The sequence below is a fragment of the Amycolatopsis sp. NPDC051903 genome, assembly GCF_044452505.1.
Lineage (GTDB): Bacteria > Actinomycetota > Actinomycetes > Mycobacteriales > Pseudonocardiaceae > Amycolatopsis.
Window position 1 is genome coordinate 182,274 of record NZ_JBITBT010000005.1, and the last position, 16,969, is coordinate 199,242.

Consider the following 16,969-nt stretch of genomic DNA (forward strand, 5'->3'; position numbering starts at 1 on the left):
GCGACGCTGGTGGACGTCTGCGCACTCATCCTCGCCGATTCCCGCTTCCCGGGCGGCGGCCACGTGCACTCCGGCGGGCTGGAAGAAGCCGTGAGCCGCAAGCTCGTGACGAGCGAGGCCGACCTGCCGGGGTTCCTGCTGAGCCGGCTGCGCACCGCGGGCGCGCTCGCCGCAGCGTTCGCCGCGGCCGCTGCGCACGCCGCCGCGCGCGGAGTCCGGAGTGGACACTGGTTGCGGCTCGACCGGGAGCTGGACGCCCGCACGCCGTCACCCGCGCAGCGTGCGGCGTCGCGGGCCCAGGGGCGCGGCACCGCGCGGGCCGGCGCGGTGGCGTGGCCGTCGCCGGTGCTGACGGCGCTGCTCGCCGAAACCCCGCGGCCGCACCACCCGATCGTCTGCGGCGCGCTGGTGGGCATCGCCGGCGGTGCGCCCGCCGACGCCGCGACGGCGGTGGGGTACTCGTCGGTGAGCGGGCCCGCGAGCGCGGCCGTGCGGCTGCTGGGGCTCGACCCGTTCGCCGTCAACGCGGTCGTCGCCCGGCTCGGCGCCGAGGTGCGCCGCGTGGCCGGCGAAGCCGCCGCCGTCGCCGGGGCCGACCCGGCGCAGCTGCCCGCGCCGGGTTCGCCGGCGCTGGACCTGTTCGCCGAGGCGCACGCCCGGCACCACGAGGAGGAGGTGCGGCTCTTTGCGAGCTGAACACGGTCACGGTCACACCCATCCGGTCAGCTTCGACCCGACGGCGACCGAACCCGACCGCCACACAGCCGCGCCGGCGGCGGGCCGCGCGTACCGCATCGGGATCGGCGGTCCCGTCGGCAGCGGCAAAACGGCGCTGACCGCCGCGTTGTGCCGCGCGCTCGGCGGCGAGCTGAACCTCGCCGTGGTCACGAACGACATCTACACCACCGAGGACGCCGACTTCCTCCGCAAAGCCGGTGTGCTGGCGCCCGAGCGCATCGAGGCCGTGCAGACCGGCGCCTGCCCGCACACCGCGATTCGCGACGACATCACCGCGAACCTCGACGCCGTCGAGACCCTCGAAGAGCGCTTCCCCGGGCTGGACCTGGTGCTCATCGAGAGCGGCGGGGACAACCTCACCGCCGTGTTCAGCCGCGGGCTCGCCGACAGCCAAGTCTTCGTCGTCGACGTCGCCGGCGGCGACAAGGTGCCGCGCAAGGGCGGCCCCGGCGTGACGACGGCCGACCTGCTGGTGATCAACAAGATCGACCTCGCGTCGCTGGTCGGGGCGGACCTGGGGGTGATGACGGCCGACGCGCACCGCATGCGCGGCGACCTGCCCGTGCTCGCGCAGTCGCTGGTGCAGACGCCGGACGCGCCCGACGTGGCGCGCTGGGTGCGGTCGGTGCTGCCGGTGCGCGCGGGGTGAAAGCCCACGCGCGGGTGGTCGCGTGCTTCGAAGACGGCCGGACGGTGCTGCGCGAGCTGCGGTCGATGGCGCCCCTGACGCTGTTCCCGCGCCGCGGCCGCGGGCCGGACGCCGTCGTCCACCTCGTCTCGTCGGCGACGGCGCCGCTGGGCGGGGACGAGCTGCTGCTCGACGTCCGGGTCGGGCCCGGCGCCGTGCTGCGGCTGTCCGGAGTCGCGGCGACGCTCGCGCTGCCCGGGCTCGGCGGCGGCGCCAGCTCGTCCACTGTGGACATCGAAGTGGCGGACGGTGGTTCGCTGACCTACCTGCCGGAGCCGACCGTGGTCACCGCGCGCGCGGACCACACGGCGGTCCTGCGCGCGTCGGTAGGGGAAAATTCCCGTTTCCACACCCGGGAAGTGCTCGTGCTCGGCCGCGCGGGCGAACGGCCGGGCCGGCTCACCACGACCGTCCACGTGACGCGCGGGGGCCTGCCGGTGCTGCGGCAGACGCAGGAAATCGGCGACCCGGTGCTCGACACCGGGCTCGCCGCGCTGGCGGGAAAGCGCGTGCTCGCGACGGAGCTGGTGATCGGTGGTCCGCCGCGTCCGGTGGCTTCCGGCGAGTGGTGGGCGCGCACGTGCCCCGCGCCCGGCGTTACGCTCACGACGTCTCTCGCGGCGGACGCGGTCCGTGCCGTGAATGGTCTGGAGGGCTGACGCTTCGTGCCTCGTCAGCGCCCTCCGATCTCGTGATGAGGGTAGCTCTGAACGTCGTTCAAGCTCCGGTGCAGGGACGATTCCCAGGCGTGGCAACGACTTAGCTTTCGGTGATCGCCTGTGGTGGGGCCTGCGCGAGGCGGGTGACCTGCTGCTCGATACCGTGATCGCCGCACGTTCGACGGCGCGCTCCGCCGGGCCGTGCACGCGGATTACCTGAATCCGGAAGAGCGCTTTCGCCTCCGCCTCAACGGTAATTGCGATTTTCACAAGGTAGACGCCGACGCTGCCCCCTGGGCGGAGTACGGCGGGAAGGAGGGCCGGTGGCCCGGACCTACGGTGGCGTCCCGCCGGAGCAGAGACGCGCCGAGCGTCGGGAACGGCTGCTCACGGCCGCTCTGGAGCTGTTCACCACGACGGGCTTCCGGCAGGCCAAGATCACCCAGTTGTGTACCCGTGCCGGGGTGTCCACGCGGAACTTCTACGAGGAGTTCGGCAGCAAGGAAGAAGTGCTGCGGACGCTGCACGACCGCATCAACTCGCTCGCGCTCATGCACGTGTCGGCCGCGCTCGAGGAGGTCAAGGACGCCGACGCGATGACGCGCATCGCGAAGCTCCTCGACGTCTTCGTCGCCACGGTGACCCTCGACCCGCGCATGCCGCGGCTCAACTACGTCGAGGCCGTGGGCGTCAGCCCGGAGCTCGAAGAGCAGCACCAGGTGTGGGTGGACCGGTGGGCCACGTTCATCGAGACGGAGGCGCGCCGCGCCGCCAAGGCCGGCGTCGCCCCCGACCGCGACTACCGGCTGACCGCGATCGCCCTCGTCGGCGCGGCCACCGGGCTCCTGCGCGAGTGGCAGGCGCACGAGCCGCCGCTGCCCGTGGACGAGGTCGGCGCGGAGCTGCGGGCACTGATGCTGGCGGCGATCACGCGGGTCTGATCGCGCTGGTCGGGGGCTTGCTCCGGGGCTCAGGCGGGCCGGACGGTCGGCAGCGGCAGGTCGACCGGTCCGGCTTCGCGGCACAGGTCGTGGCAGGTGCTGTCGAGCGTGCAGCACAGGGAGCAGATCGCGCCGCCCTGCTTGGCGCAGTCGGCGATGTCCGGCAGCTCGTACGGGTCACCGCACACCGAGCAGGTGTGCGTGGCCCGTGGGTCGGCGTCGACGCCGGGGCCCGACACCAGGTTGGGTCGCACGAGGTAGTAGCGGCCCTTCGTGGCGACGGCCAGTGCGGGCACCAGCACCGCGGCGATCACCAGGGCCAGCAGCGGGCTGAACGCGGCGAGCACGGACCCGAACGCGCCGAAGTAGGCCGCGATCGACACGGCCGACGCGATCAGCATCGACCCGAAGCCGACCGGGTTGACCTTGTGCAGGTAGGCGCGCTTGAACTCGATGTACCGCGGCGACAGGCCCAGCGGCTTCGCGATGACCAGGTCCGCGCACACGGCGCCGATCCAGGCGATCGCGACGTTGGAGTAGAAGCCCAGGATCTTGTTCAGGAACGCGAACGCGCCGAACTCCATGAGCGCCAGCGCGATGCCGCAGTTGACCAGCACGTACCACGCCCGGCCCGGGTGCTTGTGCAGCACGCGCGAGAAGAAGTTGGCGAACGACAGCGAACCCGAGTACGCGTTGGTGGTGTTGATCTTGATCTGCGACACGACGACGAACAGCGCCGCGAAGGTGAGCGCCACCGGACCGAGCGCCGGCTTCACCGCCGCCAGGTAGGGCGCGATGGGTTCGAGCGCGGCGGTTTTGCCGACCGCGCCGAGTGCGAGGAACGCGAGGAGCGCGCCGCCGATCTGCTTCGCCGCGCCGAGCACGACCCAGCCCGGGCCGGCGGCGAGCACGGCGGCCCACCACGACCGCTTGTTCGCCACCGTCTTCACCGGCATGAACCGCAGGTAGTCGGCCTGCTCACCGATCTGCCCGATCAGCGACAGCGCCACGCCCATGCCGAACCCGAACCCGATCGCCGAGAACCCGGAGCCCGCGCCCTCCGTGCCACCGAACGACGTGAAGTCGGCGAACCGGCCCGGTTCACGCACGAGCACGACCACGAACGGCAGCACCAGACCGGCGATCCACAGCGGCTGCGTCCAGGTCTGCATCTTCGCGACGGCGCCCATGCCGTACAGGGCGAAGGGCAGCACGATCAGCGTGGCCAGGAGGTAACCGACCGGCAGGGGGATGCCGAGCGCCAGTTCGAACGCCTGACCCATGATCGAGCCCTCGAGCGAGAAGAAGATGACGGTGAAACTGGCGTAGACCAGCGAGGTCAGCGTCGACCCGAAGTAGCCGAAGCCGGCGCCGCGGGTGAGCAGGTCCATGTCCACGCCGTACGTGGCGCACGCGCGCGCGATCGGCACGCCGGTCACGAAGATCACCACGGCCGCGGCGAGGATCGCCAGCACGCCGGAGGTGAACCCGTAGGTCAGGACGATGCTGGCCCCGATCGCGAAGTCGGCGAGGTAGGCGATGCCGCCGAGCGCCGTGGTCGCGACCACGAACGGGGACCAGCGGCGGAACGATTGCGCGGCGAAGCGGAGTGAGTAGTCTTCGCGGTTTTCGTCGGCCGCGAGCGCGGCGTACCTGCGCTGCGGCTCGGTGGTGTCGTCGGCTTCGGACAGGGTGTCGGTCATGGACCTGCCTCCAGACGGTGGGGAAGCCAGAAGGTAGGTCGCGCCCGTGTCGATCAGGGTCCAGGAGGTAACCCGGCGGTTACGGTTCGGGGTTCCGCGGTTACGGATCGGTGAGCGGCGAGAGGTGGCAGGAGTCACCGTTCGGTGGGTTTCGCCGCAGCTGGCGAGCCAATACCGTCGCTGGATACCGATGAGTCGACACCCTCACCAGGGGTACGGAGGTTGGGGCCCATGATGCCGGAGATCGATGAGGCGCCGGATGCGGTAGTCCGGCTGCCCGGGATGCGGGTGGCCTACGACGGGGCCCCCTTCGACGAGGCGGCCCTCGCGTCCACCTGGACCGAGCAGCTGCAGAACTGGCTGAGCCAGGCGATGTCGGCAGGTGTCGCCGAGCCGAACGCGATGGTGCTGGCGACGGCCGACCCGCAGGGGCACCCGTCTTCCCGGACGGTGCTGTGCAAGGGCCTCGACGAGCGCGGCGTCGTGTTCTACACGAACTACACCTCGGCGAAGAGCCACGACCTCACGGCCACGCGCTACGCGTCGGCGACGTTCCCCTGGTACGCCCTGCAGCGTCAGGTGACGGTGCGCGGTGAGGTCGAGAAGGTCGCCGCCGCGGAGACCGCGGCGTACTGGGAGCAGCGGCCGCGGGGGTCGCAGCTGGGCGCGTGGGCGTCGCCGCAGTCGCGGATCGTGGACGGCCGGCGGGCGCTGGACAACGCGCTGCGGGGGATCGAGCGGCGGTTCGCGGACGTGGAGAGCATTCCGGCGCCGCCCCACTGGGGTGGGTGGCGGATCCGGCCCGATGTCGTGGAGTTCTGGCAGGGGCGGGAAGACCGGATGCACGATCGGTTGAGGTTCCGGCGGACTGATGACGGGTGGGTTGTGGAGCGGTTGGCTCCGTGATCGGCTGTTGGGTCGCGCCGGTGAGGTTTTCGTAGTTCGGTCGCCACTCTGTTGCGTGGGGCACCCCGATCTTTGATTGTTTCTACGGTTCTGGGCCCTGTGTCAAGGCTGGATAGCGTGCCTTGACACAGGGCCCAGAACCGTGAAGGGCGCGGGGATCGAAGTGCAGGGCGGGGGCTGGGTGACTGCGTGGGGTGCGTTGTCGGGTGATGGGGTCGTAGGGGGTGTCGCCTGCGGCGAAGGGGGCTGAGTGGTTGTCCGGGCTCGGCGGCCGATCCGGCATTTCGGGTGTCGGTTACTCGGCGATCAAAATCACGCGCGGGCGGTTAGTTAGCGCAGCTAAGATGGTGTGTCGTGAGTTCTGATCCGGGGACGTTGCCGCCCCGTACTGGGGTTCGGAAGCTCCTCGGCCGCATCGTTGTTGACACTCGTCCGCTCAAGATTCCGGCGTTCAGGCGGCTGTGGGTGTCCACGGCGGTGACCGCGGTGGGGTCGCAGCTGACGGCCGTGGCGGTGCCCAAGCAGGTGTTCGACCTGACGGGGTCGTCCGGGTACGTGGGGTTGACCGGGGCCGTCGCGCTGGTGCCGCTGCTCGTGTTCGGGTTGTGGGGCGGGGCGATCGCCGACGCGGTGGACCGGCGGAAGCTGCTGCTGGTCACGAACGTCGGGGTGGCCGTCTCGTCGGCGCTGCTGTGGTTGCAGGCGTTCGCGGGGTTCGGGTCCGTGACGCTGGTGCTCGTCCTGCTGGCCGCGAACCAGGCGTTCTTCGCGATCAACATGCCGACGCGCGGTGCTGTCGTCGCGCGGTTGGTGCCGCCGGAACTGCTGCCGTCGGCGAACGCGCTGAACACGACGATGTCGACGTTCGGCGCGGTGTTCGGGCCGCTCTTCGGCGGGGCGCTGATCCCGGTCATCGGGTTGTCGACGCTGTACCTCATCGACGTGTGCGCGCTGATGATCACGCTCATCGCCGTGTGGCGGCTGCCGTCGATCCCGCCGCTGAACGGGCCGTCGCGCCGGGCGGGGGTCGGGGACGTCATCGACGGGTTCCGGTACCTGGCCACGAAGAAGGTGCTGCTGGCGTCGTTCGTCGCGGACATCATCGCGATGGTCGCCGGCATGCCGCGCGCCCTGATCCCCGAGATGGCCGAGCGCACGTTCGGCGACCCGCCCGGCGGTGGCCCCGCCCTTGGTTTCCTGTACGCGGCGCTCCCCGCGGGAGCCATGATCATCGGCCTGTTCTCCGGCTGGCTGCACCGCGTCGGGCGCCAGGGCGTCGCCGTGGTCGTGTCGATCTGCCTGTGGGGCGCGGCGATCGCGGCGTTCGGGCTCGCCCACTCGCTCTGGCTCGCCGTGATCTTCATGGCGCTGGCCGGGGCCGCCGACATGGTCAGCTCCGTCTACCGCCAGGCCATCCTCCAGACCGCCACCACCGACGAGATGCGCGGCCGGCTCCAGGGTGTCTTCACCGTGGTCGTCGCGGGCGGCCCGCGGCTGGCCGACCTCACGCACGGCTGGGCGGGCGCCCTGTTCGGCACCGAAGCCGCCGCCACGGGCGGTGGGCTGCTGGTGATCGTGCTCGTGCTCCTGGCGATGCTGGTCCTGCCCGCGTTCTGGCGCTACCGCGCACCCACCGGCTGATCCGGCCGCGCCGCCCGGGGTGACCGGCGTTGCTCCGAACGGCCTACGATGCCGGGCATGCGTGCTCACCCGATCGCCGCTGTCCTGCTCGCCGCCGCCGCGCTCGCCGCCTGCTCCTCCGGGCAGCAGCAGGCCGCGCCGCCGAAGCCCAGCACGTCCGTGCCGCCGCCGAAGCCCGGGTCGACGTGTTCGCTGCTGTCCGCGGACGAGGTCGGCAAGGCGATCAACATCCCCGGCATCGTCGCCAAAACCGGTCCGAACCAGGAGAGCCCGAACAACGGCGGCAAGTCGACCAGTTGCGAGTACCTCCTCGGTGACAAGCAGGCCGGCGCGCTGGCCGTCACGCGCTACGAGGGCCGCAAGGCCAACCCCGGGGACATGGTCGCCGCGATCAAGAAGGCCAAGCCCGGCGCGGTCGACGTGCCCGGCTTCCCCAGCGGGGCCGTCTACTACGTCGACGAAGCCAAGACGGCGACGCTCGCCGCGGCGAAGATCGTGAAGGGCGTGCCCGTGCTGGTGAACTACACCGGTCCGGTGAAGATGACGCAGCAGATGATGGCTCCGTTGGTCAAGACCGTCGTCACCGCCGTCTGACTTTCGCGCAGCTGCCGGACAAGGCAGACTAATCGCCCATGACGGACGTGAGGGCGGAGGGTTCGGAAGTTCAGGAACCGGCACTGCGGCGCGTGATGGGGCCGAAGCTGCTGCTGTTCTTCGTGGTCGGCGACATCATCGGCACGGGCGTGTACGCGCTGACCGGCCAGGTCGCCGGCCGGGTCGGCGGGGCGCTGTGGCTGCCGTTCCTGCTGGCGTTCGTGGTCGCGTTCATGACCGCGTTCAGCTACCTGGAACTGGTCGGCAAGTACCCGCGGGCCGCAGGCGCGGCGCTGTACACGAACAGAGCGTTCGGCGTGCCGTTCCTGACGTTCATGGTCGCGTTCGCCGTGATGTGCTCCGGGATCACGTCCGCGTCGTCGGCCGCGGTGGCGTTCGGTGCGACCTACCTGGCGGCGTTCGTGAAGCTGCCGATGGTGCTCGTCGGCATCGTGTTCGTGGTCGCGCTGGCGCTGATCAACTTCCGCGGCGTCGGCGAATCGGTGAAGGCCAACGTGGTGCTCACCTGCATCGAGCTGTCCGGCCTGCTGATCATCATCGGCGTCGGTGTGTGGGCCGTGATCAACGGCGACGGCGAGCCGTCGCGCCTGGTCGAGATCAACACGGCCGACAAGACGTGGCTCGTCGCCATCACGTCCGCGACCTCGCTGGCCTTCTTCGCCATGGTCGGGTTCGAGGACTCGGTGAACATGGCCGAGGAGTGCCACGACCCGGTGCGCATCTTCCCGAAGGCCATGCTGTGGGGCATGGTCGTCGCCGCGACGATCTACGTGCTGGTCTCCATCACGTCCTCGCTGCTCGTCCCGGCCGGCGACCTCGCCGCCGCCAAGAGCGACGCGCTGCTGAAGGTGCTCGACGTCGGCGCACCCGGCTTCCCGCGCGAGATCTTCTCCGCCATCGGCCTGTTCGCGGTCATCAACTCGGCGCTCATCAACATGCTCATGGCCAGCCGCCTGCTCTACGGGCTGGCCAACGAGCGCGTGCTGCCCGCAGTCTTCGGTCGTGTGCACCCGAAGCGCCGCACGCCGTGGGTGTCGATCATCTTCACCAGCGCCATCGCGATCCTGCTGGTGTCCTTTGTGGACATCAGTGCGCTCGGCGGCACGACGGCGCTCCTGCTGCTCGTGGTGTTCGCGATCGTCAACGTCGCCCTGCTGGTCCTGCGCAGGGACAAGGTGGCGCACAAGCACTTCCGCGCGCCCACCGCGATCCCCGTGCTCGCCGCGATCTTCTGCGTCTACCTGGTGAGCCCGCTGTCGGGCCGCCCCGCGAGCGACTACGCCGTGGGCGCGATCCTGCTCGGCGTCGGGGTGGTGCTGTGGTTCGTGAACTGGCTGGTGAAACGCGGCCTCGACCGGCGTGAGGTCACACGCGGTCCGGCTGGCTGAGGCGTTCGAAGTCGGTGCGGTCGTGGGCGGCGAAGATCGTCACTTCGCCGGCCCGGCGCAGTTCCCGCAGCCGCTGCTGGTTCGCGATGCGCTGCTCGGGCACTGTCTGCACGAACCGTTCGAACATCGCCAGGCCGGGCGGGATGGCCGCCGGGTCGTCGATCTCCGAGTGGAAGAAGTACGCGTCGCCGGCGTTGAGCAGCCAGCCGGTGTCCGTGCGGACGGCGATGCCGGCGTGCCCGGGCGTGTGGCCCGCGAGCGGTACGAGGGCGACGTCCGGCACGCCGTCGAGTTCGCGCACGGCCGAGAAGCCGAACCAGTCGTCGCCCGCGTCCGCGTAGGACGTCCACTGTGGACCGTGAGCGAACTGCACCTGCCGGTACCGCTTGTTCCCCGCGCGGTACGCGGCCAGCTCCGCCGCGTAGACGTGCACCCGCGCTCGGGGGAAGTCGACGAGCCCGCCCGCGTGGTCGAGGTCGAGGTGCGTCAGCACGATGTCACGCACGTCGGCCGGGTCGAAACCGAGCGCGCGGAGCTGGCTGACGGCTGTTTCGTCCGCGCGGGTCACGGGCTGGGACAACGCGAGGAACCGCCGGCCCAGCCAGCGCACCGGATCGCTGACGGCGGGGGTCCCCATACCCGTCTCGATCAGCACGAGTCCGGTGTCGGTTTCGAGCAGCAGGCAGTGGCACACGAGCTCGGCGCGCCGCAGCAAACCGGGGCGGCCGTCGACGAGCTTGCCGCCGAACGGGGTCATGGTGCCGGTGTTCAGGTGGTGTACGCGTATCAGGAGAACTCCCTCTCGACGGTCGTGCGCAGGTGGGCCGCGATCGCGTGCAGCGGCGCGACGTCGCGGCGGGTCTTGGCGAACAGCAGCGCGCCCTCGATCGACGCGAGCACCACCGTCGCCAGCGAAGACGCGCGCTCGACCGGCAAGCCCTCGCGCGTGAAGTACTCGGCGAGCGAGCCCTGCCACGAGCAGTAGCCTTCGTCGCAAGCTTCGCGGATCAGGGGGCTCTCGGCGGCGGCCTCCAGCGCGACTGTCGCAAGTGGACATCCGCGCCGGAAGTCGGACTCCACGAGCGCGGTCGTGAGGGTGTCCAGCACCGCCGCGATCGCGGCCGCGGGATCCGGCGCCGCGGCGACCACGGCGCGCAGCACTTCGCCGGTCCGCTCGCTCGACAGCCGCACGGCCTCGGCCGCCAGCTGCTCCTTGCCGCCGGGGAAGTGGAAGTACAGCGAGCCCTTCGGCGCCCCGCCCGCGGCGACGAGCTGGGTGAGGCCGGTGGCGTGGTAACCCTGCGCCTGGAACAGCTCGGCAGCGGAGTCGAGCATGCGGCGGCGGGAGTCGGTGCGGCGGACCATGACGTCACCGTAGCTCAAACTATGACGACCGGTCTAGTTAGTTTCGACCGCGTACGGCGGCCGGCCCGCCGCCGGTAATGTCTGCGGCATGGCCAATCCCACCGGAGAGCAGTTCGAGATCACCCGCGGCAGCGCCCGCGCCGTCGTCACCGAAATCGGTGCCGGCCTGCGCGTGTTCGAGGTCGGCGGGGTGCCTTACGTCGAGGAGTTCGAGGCGGACGAGAAGCCGCCGAAGGGCCTCGGTCAGGTGCTGCTCCCGTGGCCGAACCGCACCAAGGGTGGCGAGTGGGAGCTCCAGGGCGAGAAGCAGCAGCTGGAGATCACCGAAGAGGCGCGCGGCAACGCGATCCACGGCCTCACGCGGCACAAGGAGTGGGAGCTGCTGGAGCACGCCGAATCGTCGATCACGCTCGCGGTCGACGTCGAGGTGCAGCCCGGCTGGCCGGTGCCGCTGCGCGCCACGATCACCTATGACCTGCAGCCGCGCGAGCTCACGATCACCCACGAGATCCGCAACGAGGGTGAGCAGCCGATCGGCGTCGGCGTCGGCACGCACCCGTACTTCCGCATCGGCGACGTGCCGACCGACGAGCTGACCCTCACGCTGCCCGCTTCGCGCGTGCGCCCGTACGTCGACGGCCAGCAGATGCCGTACGCGGACGAACAGGACGTCGAGGGCACCGAATACGACTTCCGCCGCGGCAAGGTCCTCGCCGGCGTCGATCTCGACACCGCGTTCGGGGCTCTGTCGCTGGACGACGACGGCACGCACCACCACGTCCTCACCCACCAGGACAAGCAGCTACTGGTCTGGACCGGCCCCGACTTCCGCTGGGTGCAGGTGTTCACGCCCGACGACCTGACCGGCCGCGGCCGCGCCGTCGCGATCGAGCCCATGACCTGCCCGGCCGACGCGCTCAACACCGGCACCGACCTCATCGAACTCGAACCCGCGACGTCCTGGTCGGGCAGCTGGGGCATCCGCGTGCCGTGACACCGGAGCTGCTGACCGAGGCCGACGCCGGGGAGCTGCTCACGGTGCAGCGCGCCGCGTACCTCTCCGAAGCCCGCGCGCACCTGAACTTCGACCTCCCACCGCTGGTGGAGTCGCTGGACCAGGTGCGCGCGGCGCTCGCCGATCCGGCGTGCCGGGTGTGGGGTGTGCGCGACGGTGGACGGCTCATCGCGAGCGTGCGGCTTCGCGTCGCCGGTGCCGTCGGGGACATCGGGCGGCTGGCCGTCGCGCCCGACCGGCAGGGTGCCGGACTCGGCAGCGCGCTGCTGCTGGCGGTGGAGGAGCTCGCGCCGGCCGAGATCACGTGCTTCCGGCTCTGCACCGGCGAACGCTCGGCCGGGCCGCTGCACCTCTACGCCAAGCTCGGCTACCGCGAAACGCACCGCAGCCCGGAAGCGGACTACCAGCTCATTCACCTCGAAAAGCCCCGCGGTCGCGCGCCCACGCCAATTCGTTAGCGTGTCAAACTATGGCATTGAAGGCGATTGTGGGGGGCTACGTCGTCCCCGTTGGTGCGGCACCCATCGAGGACGGCACGGTCCTCATCGAAGACGGCAAGATCGTCCAGGTCGGGGCGGCGGCTGACGTCGACGTCCCGGAGGACGCCGAGCTCGTCGACGCATCCGGCAGCTGGGTCCTCCCGGGCTTCATCGACGCGCACGCGCACCTCGGCGTCCACGAAGACGGCGAAGGCTGGGCCGGCAACGACACCAACGAGATGACGGACCCGGTCGGCGCCCGGTTCCGCGCTGTCGACGGCATCGACCCGTACGAACCGGGCTTCGACGACGCGCTGTCCGGCGGCGTCACGAGCGTCGTCATCAAGCCGGGGTCGGGCAACCCGATCGGCGGGCAGACCATCGGCGTGAAGACGTGGGGCCGCAGCGTCCTGGACATGACGTTCGCCGAGCAGGTGAGCGTGAAGAGCGCGCTGGGCGAGAACCCGAAGCGCGTGTACGGCGACAAGAAGCAGACGCCCTCGACGCGGCTCGGCGTCGCGGCGATCCTGCGCGAGGCGTTCACGAAGGCCCGCAACTACCAGGCCAAGCGCACCCACGCGGAGTCCGAGGGCAAGCCGCACGAGGTCGACCTGACGAACGAGACCCTCGCGAAGGTCCTCGACGGCGAGCTGTACTGGGACCAGCACGTGCACCGCGCCGACGACATCGTCACGGCGCTGCGCCTGGCCGACGAGTTCGGCTACAAGCTCGTGATCAACCACGGCACCGAGGGCCACCTCATCGCCGACCTCCTGGCCGAACGCGGCGTGCCCGTGATCCTCGGCCCGCTGTTCACCACGAAGTCCAAGGTCGAGCTGCGCCACCGCACCCTGCGCTCCGCGGGCATCCTCGCGCGGGCGGGCGTGAAGATCGCGATCACCACCGACCACCCCGTGGTGCCGATCAACTTCCTCGTCTACCAGGCCGCCCTCGCCGTGAAGGACGGCCTGGACCCCGAGACGGCGCTGCGGGCCCTGACCGCGCACCCCGCCGAGATGCTCGGCCTGTCCGACCGCATCGGCACCCTGTCGCCCGGCCTGGACGCCGACGTGGTCCTCTGGTCGGGCGACCCGCTGGACGTCATGAACCGCGCGCTGCGCGTCTTCGTCCGCGGCCGCGAGGTCTACCACTACGACGAGGCCACCGGCGAGGGCGTCACCGAGGACCGCCGCTACCGCGAAACCCGCTGACGCGCAACCGCTTGAGGCGCCGGGGTTCGGTGCCTCAAGCGGTGAGCGTGGTGAGGTCGATCTTCGCCGGAAACGGCTCGCTGGTGGTGAAAACGCCGGTGACGGCGGGCGCGTCTTGAGAGCCGAGTTCGCCTGCCTGGTGGCACGCGATGAGGGAAACCGGGTCGCCGAGATCGACGATCCAGTAGACGGGATTCCTGCGTCGGCGTACTCGTCGTGCTTGGTGACGTAATCGGTTCGCTTCGAACCCGGCGACACGATCTCGATCACGACGAGGACCTCGTCAGCGCGCAGCATCCCACCGTCGCGTGCGACTGCCGCTTCGTCGGTCACTACGAGGTCCGGCCGGCGCGAGAACCCCGGTTGACCTGCCGGTGACAGCTGTAGATCGACGTCCGTGAACGGAACCAGGGAGCGGCCACCGGGCAATTGCGGTTCAAGCTGCCCAGCCAGCTCCATGGTGGCCGAGTTGTGCCGCGGCCTCGAATTGGGCGCCAGCACGAGGCGGCCTTCGACCAGTTCGGTGATGCAGAACTCGGTTTCTCCGAGAGCCGCGTATTCCTCGATCGACAGCAGCCGGCCCGGGACGGGCCAGCGGAGCTCCTGCTGGATGGAGTAGGTCATTTCGGTACCCCCTGTTACTCCGGGTGAGCATAGGGGTACCGAGCGCTGCGGTACGTGTGAACGTCAGGAAGCCTTCAAAGCCCGCGCGATGACCATCCGCTGGATCTGGTTCGTCCCCTCGAAGATCTGGGGGACCTTGGCCTCGCGCAGGTAGCGTTCGACCGGGAAGTCGCGCGTGTAGCCGGCGCCGCCGAGGACCTGGACGGCGTCGGTGGTCACCTTCATGGCGCCGTCGGTCGCGATGAGTTTCGCGATGGAGGACTGGCGCTGGAAGTCGAGGCCGCGGTCGCGGCGGCGGGCGGCGTCCAGGTAGGTCGCGCGGGCCGATTCGACGGTCGCGGCCATGTCGGCCAGCAGGAACTCCAGGCCCTGGAACTCGATGATCGGCTTGCCGAACTGGGTGCGGCCCTTCGCGTAGGCGACGGCTTCGTCCAGCGCCGCCTGCGCCAGGCCCACCGCGCACGCCGCGATGCCGAGACGCCCGGAACTCAGCGAGGACAGGGCGATCTTCAGGCCCGCGCCCTCGTCGCCGATCAACCGGGCGACCGGGACGTGCGCGTTGTCGAAGATCATCTGGGCCGTCGGGGAGCCGGTGAGGCCCATCTTGCGTTCGCGCGGGGCCGCGGAAAGGCCGGCGGTGGCGCCGTCCACGAGCAGGCACGAGATGCCGTGGCCGCCGTCGTCGCTCGTGCGGACCATGGTCGTGTAGAAGTCCGCGACGCCGGCGTGGGTGATCCACGCCTTGGTGCCGTTGACCACGTACTGGTCGCCGTCGCGGCGGGCACGGGTCGACAGCGCGGCCGCGTCGGAGCCGGCGTGCGTCTCGGACAGGGCGTACGCCCCCAGCAGTGAGCCGCCCAGCATGTCCGGCAGCCACTGTTCCCGCTGCTCGTCCGTGCCGTGGTGGGCCAGCGCGTAACACGACATCGTGTGCACCGACAGCCCCACGCCCACCGTCATCCACGCGGCGGCGATCTCCTCGAGCGCTTGCAGGTAGACCTCGTACGGCAGCTCCCCGCCGCCCCAGCGCTCGGCGTACGGCAGGCCCAGCAGTCCGGACTTGCCGAGCAGCGTGAACATGTCGCGCGGAAACTGCTCCGCCTCTTCTGCCGCGGCCGCGCGGGGCTTCAGCTCGTTGCGCGCGATCTCCGTGACCAGGTTCAGCAGGTCTTCGGCCTCGGTGGTGGGCAGCAGTCGTTCTGCCGGCATGTCTCCTCCAGCGGCAAGAAGCGGTACTGAAAACAGTACTACGGGCTGTTCGAGAGTACCGTATGGAGGACGCGGCCGTCCCGGATTCATGAGGGATAGTGGTTCGATCACGAAAGCTGGTGGCCGATGACCGCACCCGAAGCCCGCCGCCGCCCGACGGCGCGGCAGCAGGCGCTGCTCGCCGAGCTCGAGACCCTCTTCCTCGCCGAGGGCTTCGCCGGCTTCACGCTCGACGACCTGGCCGCCCGCCTGCGCTGCTCCAAATCGACGCTGTACGCGCTCGCGCCCAGCAAGGAACAACTCGCCGTGAAGGTCGTCGCCCACTTCTTCCGCGGCGCCGCCCGCCGGATCGAGACGCGCATCGAGGGCATCGACGACGCGCGCAAGCTCGTCGGGGAGTACCTCGCCGGCGTCTCGGAGCACCTCAACCGCGCGTCGCCCGCGTTCATGACCGACATCGCGCAGTTCGGGCCGGCCCGCGACACCTACCAGCTCAACAGCCGCGCCGCCGCGCGCCGGATCCGCGAGTTCATCGACAAGGGCGTGGCCGACGGGGTGTTCCGCGACGTGCACGCCCGCCTCGTCGCCGAGATGACCGGGCTGATCGTCGAGGGCATCCAGACCGGCGTGCTCGGCCGCCGCACCGACGTGTCCGACGGCGAAGCGTTCACCGCGCTGGGCGAGCTCCTGCTGGGCGGGCTCACGAAGGACTGAGGACACGAATTGTCAAGAACAAGTCCTCTACACTCGCGCTCGTGATTGTGGTGGGTGGAGAGGCGCTGGTCGACCTCGTGCCGGGTGAACCGTTGGACTCCACTGTGGACGGTGGACTGCGCGCACTGCTGCCCCGTCTCGGTGGCGGGCCGTACAACGTCGCGCTCGCCGCCGCGCGGCTCGGCGTCCCGTCGTCGTTCCTGTCCCGCGTCTCCACCGACCGCTTCGGTGCCGCGCTCGTCGACCGGCTCGTGGACTCCGGCGTCGACACCTCGCTCGTGCAGCGCGGCGCCGAGCCCACCACGCTCGCTGTGGTGGCGTTGGACCGTTCGGGCGCCGCGCAGTACACCTTCTACGTCGACGGCACAGCCGACCGGCTCGTGACCGACCCCGGCGCGCTGCCCGACGAGGCCACCGCGCTGTCGCTCGGCACCCTCGGGATGGTGCTCGAGCCCGGCGCCAGCGCGTACGAGGCGGTGCTGCGCCGCGAATCGGCGCGCGGCACGCTCACCGCGCTCGACCCGAACATCCGCGAAGCGCTCATCGCCGACCCGGCCGCCTACCGTGCACGGTTCGCGTCGTGGCTGCCCGATGTCCGGTTGCTGAAGATCTCCGACGACGACGCCGCGTGGCTCGCCGAAGGCGCCGACCCCGTGGCCGCCGCGAAGACGTGGGTCGAGTCCGGTGTGGACGCGGTCGTCCTGACCCGGGGCGCCGAGGGCCTGTCCGTGATCACCACCGCAGGTGAGCTGGCCCACGTGCCTTCGCGCCGGGTCGAAGTGGTGGACACGATCGGGGCCGGCGACACCGTTCAGGGGGCGCTGCTCGCGTGGCTGCACACCCACGAGGTCCGTGACCTGGCCGCACTCGGCGCGGACGCGTGGCGCGAGGCGCTCTCGTACGCCGCGAAAGCGGCCTCCATCACGGTCTCGCGCAGTGGCGCGGAGCCGCCGACGGCCGCGGACATGGCTGCCACCGTGTGAACCTGGTCCCAAAGGGGCCACTGAGAGCAACGCAGCGGCTGCGCGGACACCCGTATTTCGACTAGCGTAAGGGGTGAATTCATACCCCAG

General features: G+C 70.6%; 17 protein-coding genes and 1 pseudogene. 13 read left to right on the forward strand and 5 right to left on the reverse strand.

Annotation, left to right across the window (positions count from 1 at the left end; all coding sequences use genetic code 11):
• Nucleotides 1-9 precede the first annotated feature (9 nt).
• The 4 genes from ACIA77_RS14750 to ACIA77_RS14765 all read left to right on the forward strand — a co-directional run bounded on the left by ACIA77_RS14750 (nt 10) and on the right by ACIA77_RS14765 (nt 3,026).
• Nucleotides 10-696, forward strand: coding sequence for an urease accessory protein UreF (locus tag ACIA77_RS14750; protein ID WP_395886386.1), 687 nt, complete (start codon nt 10-12; stop codon nt 694-696).
• On the forward strand, nt 686-1,387 hold the full coding sequence (gene ureG / locus ACIA77_RS14755) for an urease accessory protein UreG (RefSeq protein ID WP_395886387.1): 702 nt from the start codon (nt 686-688) through the stop codon (nt 1,385-1,387). The genes ACIA77_RS14750 and ureG overlap by 11 nt, the downstream gene beginning before the upstream one ends.
• Nucleotides 1,384-2,085: an urease accessory protein UreD gene (locus ACIA77_RS14760; RefSeq protein ID WP_395886388.1), complete on the forward strand. Its 702-nt coding sequence runs from the start codon at nt 1,384-1,386 to the stop codon at nt 2,083-2,085. The genes ureG and ACIA77_RS14760 overlap by 4 nt, the downstream gene beginning before the upstream one ends.
• 323 nt (nt 2,086-2,408) lie before the next feature.
• Complete coding sequence (locus ACIA77_RS14765) at nt 2,409-3,026, forward strand: TetR/AcrR family transcriptional regulator (RefSeq protein WP_395886389.1); 618 nt, start codon at nt 2,409-2,411, stop codon at nt 3,024-3,026.
• 29 nt (nt 3,027-3,055) lie between these two features.
• On the opposite strand, the gene ACIA77_RS14770 is transcribed toward ACIA77_RS14765, so the two are convergent.
• Entirely contained in the window at nt 3,056-4,729 is a 1,674-nt protein-coding gene (locus ACIA77_RS14770; protein WP_395886390.1) for a purine-cytosine permease family protein, read from the reverse strand.
• A gap of 231 nt (nt 4,730-4,960) precedes the next feature.
• Here ACIA77_RS14770 and pdxH point away from each other — a divergent pair, with 231 nt between their 5' ends.
• The 4 genes from pdxH (at nt 4,961) to ACIA77_RS14790 (ending at nt 9,279) form a co-directional block, all read left to right on the forward strand.
• Entirely contained in the window at nt 4,961-5,635 is a 675-nt protein-coding gene (pdxH, locus tag ACIA77_RS14775; protein WP_395886391.1) for a pyridoxamine 5'-phosphate oxidase, read from the forward strand.
• A gap of 375 nt (nt 5,636-6,010) precedes the next feature.
• Complete coding sequence (locus ACIA77_RS14780) at nt 6,011-7,276, forward strand: MFS transporter (RefSeq protein ID WP_395886664.1); 1,266 nt, start codon at nt 6,011-6,013, stop codon at nt 7,274-7,276.
• A 57-nt stretch (nt 7,277-7,333) separates the two neighbouring features.
• A complete protein-coding gene (locus ACIA77_RS14785; protein ID WP_395886392.1) occupies nt 7,334-7,870 on the forward strand; it encodes a hypothetical protein in 537 nt (178 codons plus the stop codon).
• 38 nt (nt 7,871-7,908) lie between these two features.
• Nucleotides 7,909-9,279, forward strand: coding sequence for an APC family permease (locus ACIA77_RS14790; RefSeq protein WP_395886393.1), 1,371 nt, complete (start codon nt 7,909-7,911; stop codon nt 9,277-9,279).
• Here the strand turns inward: ACIA77_RS14790 and ACIA77_RS14795 are convergent.
• On the reverse strand, nt 9,257-10,066 hold the full coding sequence (locus ACIA77_RS14795) for an MBL fold metallo-hydrolase (RefSeq protein ID WP_395886665.1): 810 nt from the start codon (nt 10,064-10,066) through the stop codon (nt 9,257-9,259). The two genes, ACIA77_RS14790 and ACIA77_RS14795, sit on opposite strands and share 23 nt — an antisense overlap.
• Nucleotides 10,066-10,644: a TetR/AcrR family transcriptional regulator gene (locus tag ACIA77_RS14800; protein WP_395886394.1), complete on the reverse strand. Its 579-nt coding sequence runs from the start codon at nt 10,642-10,644 to the stop codon at nt 10,066-10,068. Before ACIA77_RS14800 ends, ACIA77_RS14795 begins: the two co-directional genes overlap by 1 nt.
• A gap of 88 nt (nt 10,645-10,732) precedes the next feature.
• On the opposite strand from ACIA77_RS14800, the gene ACIA77_RS14805 reads away from it, so the two are divergent.
• From ACIA77_RS14805 to ACIA77_RS14815, 3 genes are read left to right on the forward strand one after another with little or no spacing between them, the layout of a single operon-like run.
• Nucleotides 10,733-11,638: an aldose 1-epimerase family protein gene (locus tag ACIA77_RS14805; protein ID WP_395886395.1), complete on the forward strand. Its 906-nt coding sequence runs from the start codon at nt 10,733-10,735 to the stop codon at nt 11,636-11,638.
• Entirely contained in the window at nt 11,605-12,117 is a 513-nt protein-coding gene (locus ACIA77_RS14810; protein WP_395886666.1) for a GNAT family N-acetyltransferase, read from the forward strand. Before ACIA77_RS14805 ends, ACIA77_RS14810 begins: the two co-directional genes overlap by 34 nt.
• Before the next feature lie 11 nt (nt 12,118-12,128).
• Entirely contained in the window at nt 12,129-13,349 is a 1,221-nt protein-coding gene (locus ACIA77_RS14815; RefSeq protein WP_395886396.1) for an amidohydrolase, read from the forward strand.
• A gap of 249 nt (nt 13,350-13,598) precedes the next feature.
• On the opposite strand, the pseudogene ACIA77_RS14820 reads toward ACIA77_RS14815, so the two are convergent.
• Together ACIA77_RS14820 and ACIA77_RS14825 are read right to left on the reverse strand one after the other, a co-directional pair.
• Nucleotides 13,599-13,973, reverse strand: a pseudogene (locus ACIA77_RS14820) (Uma2 family endonuclease); the annotation flags it as partial.
• 63 nt (nt 13,974-14,036) lie between these two features.
• Nucleotides 14,037-15,182: an acyl-CoA dehydrogenase family protein gene (locus ACIA77_RS14825; protein WP_395886397.1), complete on the reverse strand. Its 1,146-nt coding sequence runs from the start codon at nt 15,180-15,182 to the stop codon at nt 14,037-14,039.
• Between the two features lie 126 nt (nt 15,183-15,308).
• Here ACIA77_RS14825 and ACIA77_RS14830 point away from each other — a divergent pair, with 126 nt between their 5' ends.
• Both ACIA77_RS14830 and ACIA77_RS14835 read left to right on the forward strand, forming a co-directional pair.
• Entirely contained in the window at nt 15,309-15,896 is a 588-nt protein-coding gene (locus ACIA77_RS14830; protein WP_395886398.1) for a TetR/AcrR family transcriptional regulator, read from the forward strand.
• 41 nt (nt 15,897-15,937) lie between these two features.
• Nucleotides 15,938-16,879: a carbohydrate kinase gene (locus tag ACIA77_RS14835; RefSeq protein WP_395886399.1), complete on the forward strand. Its 942-nt coding sequence runs from the start codon at nt 15,938-15,940 to the stop codon at nt 16,877-16,879.
• Nucleotides 16,880-16,969 lie beyond the last annotated feature (90 nt).

Excerpts from the sequence above, each read along its gene's own strand:
- pdxH (WP_395886391.1), top strand. The coding sequence starts at position 4,961 with ATGATGCCGGAGATCGATGAGGCGCCGGATGCGGTAGTCCGGCTGCCC.
- ACIA77_RS14830 (WP_395886398.1), top strand. The coding sequence starts at position 15,309 with ATGACCGCACCCGAAGCCCGCCGCCGCCCGACGGCGCGGCAGCAGGCG.
- ACIA77_RS14805 (WP_395886395.1), top strand. The coding sequence starts at position 10,733 with ATGGCCAATCCCACCGGAGAGCAGTTCGAGATCACCCGCGGCAGCGCC.
- ACIA77_RS14770 (WP_395886390.1), bottom strand. The coding sequence starts at position 4,729 with ATGACCGACACCCTGTCCGAAGCCGACGACACCACCGAGCCGCAGCGC.
- ACIA77_RS14825 (WP_395886397.1), bottom strand. The coding sequence starts at position 15,182 with ATGCCGGCAGAACGACTGCTGCCCACCACCGAGGCCGAAGACCTGCTG.
- ACIA77_RS14800 (WP_395886394.1), bottom strand. The coding sequence starts at position 10,644 with ATGGTCCGCCGCACCGACTCCCGCCGCCGCATGCTCGACTCCGCTGCC.
- ACIA77_RS14815 (WP_395886396.1), top strand. The coding sequence starts at position 12,129 with ATGGCATTGAAGGCGATTGTGGGGGGCTACGTCGTCCCCGTTGGTGCG.
- ACIA77_RS14790 (WP_395886393.1), top strand. The coding sequence starts at position 7,909 with ATGACGGACGTGAGGGCGGAGGGTTCGGAAGTTCAGGAACCGGCACTG.
- ACIA77_RS14785 (WP_395886392.1), top strand. The coding sequence starts at position 7,334 with ATGCGTGCTCACCCGATCGCCGCTGTCCTGCTCGCCGCCGCCGCGCTC.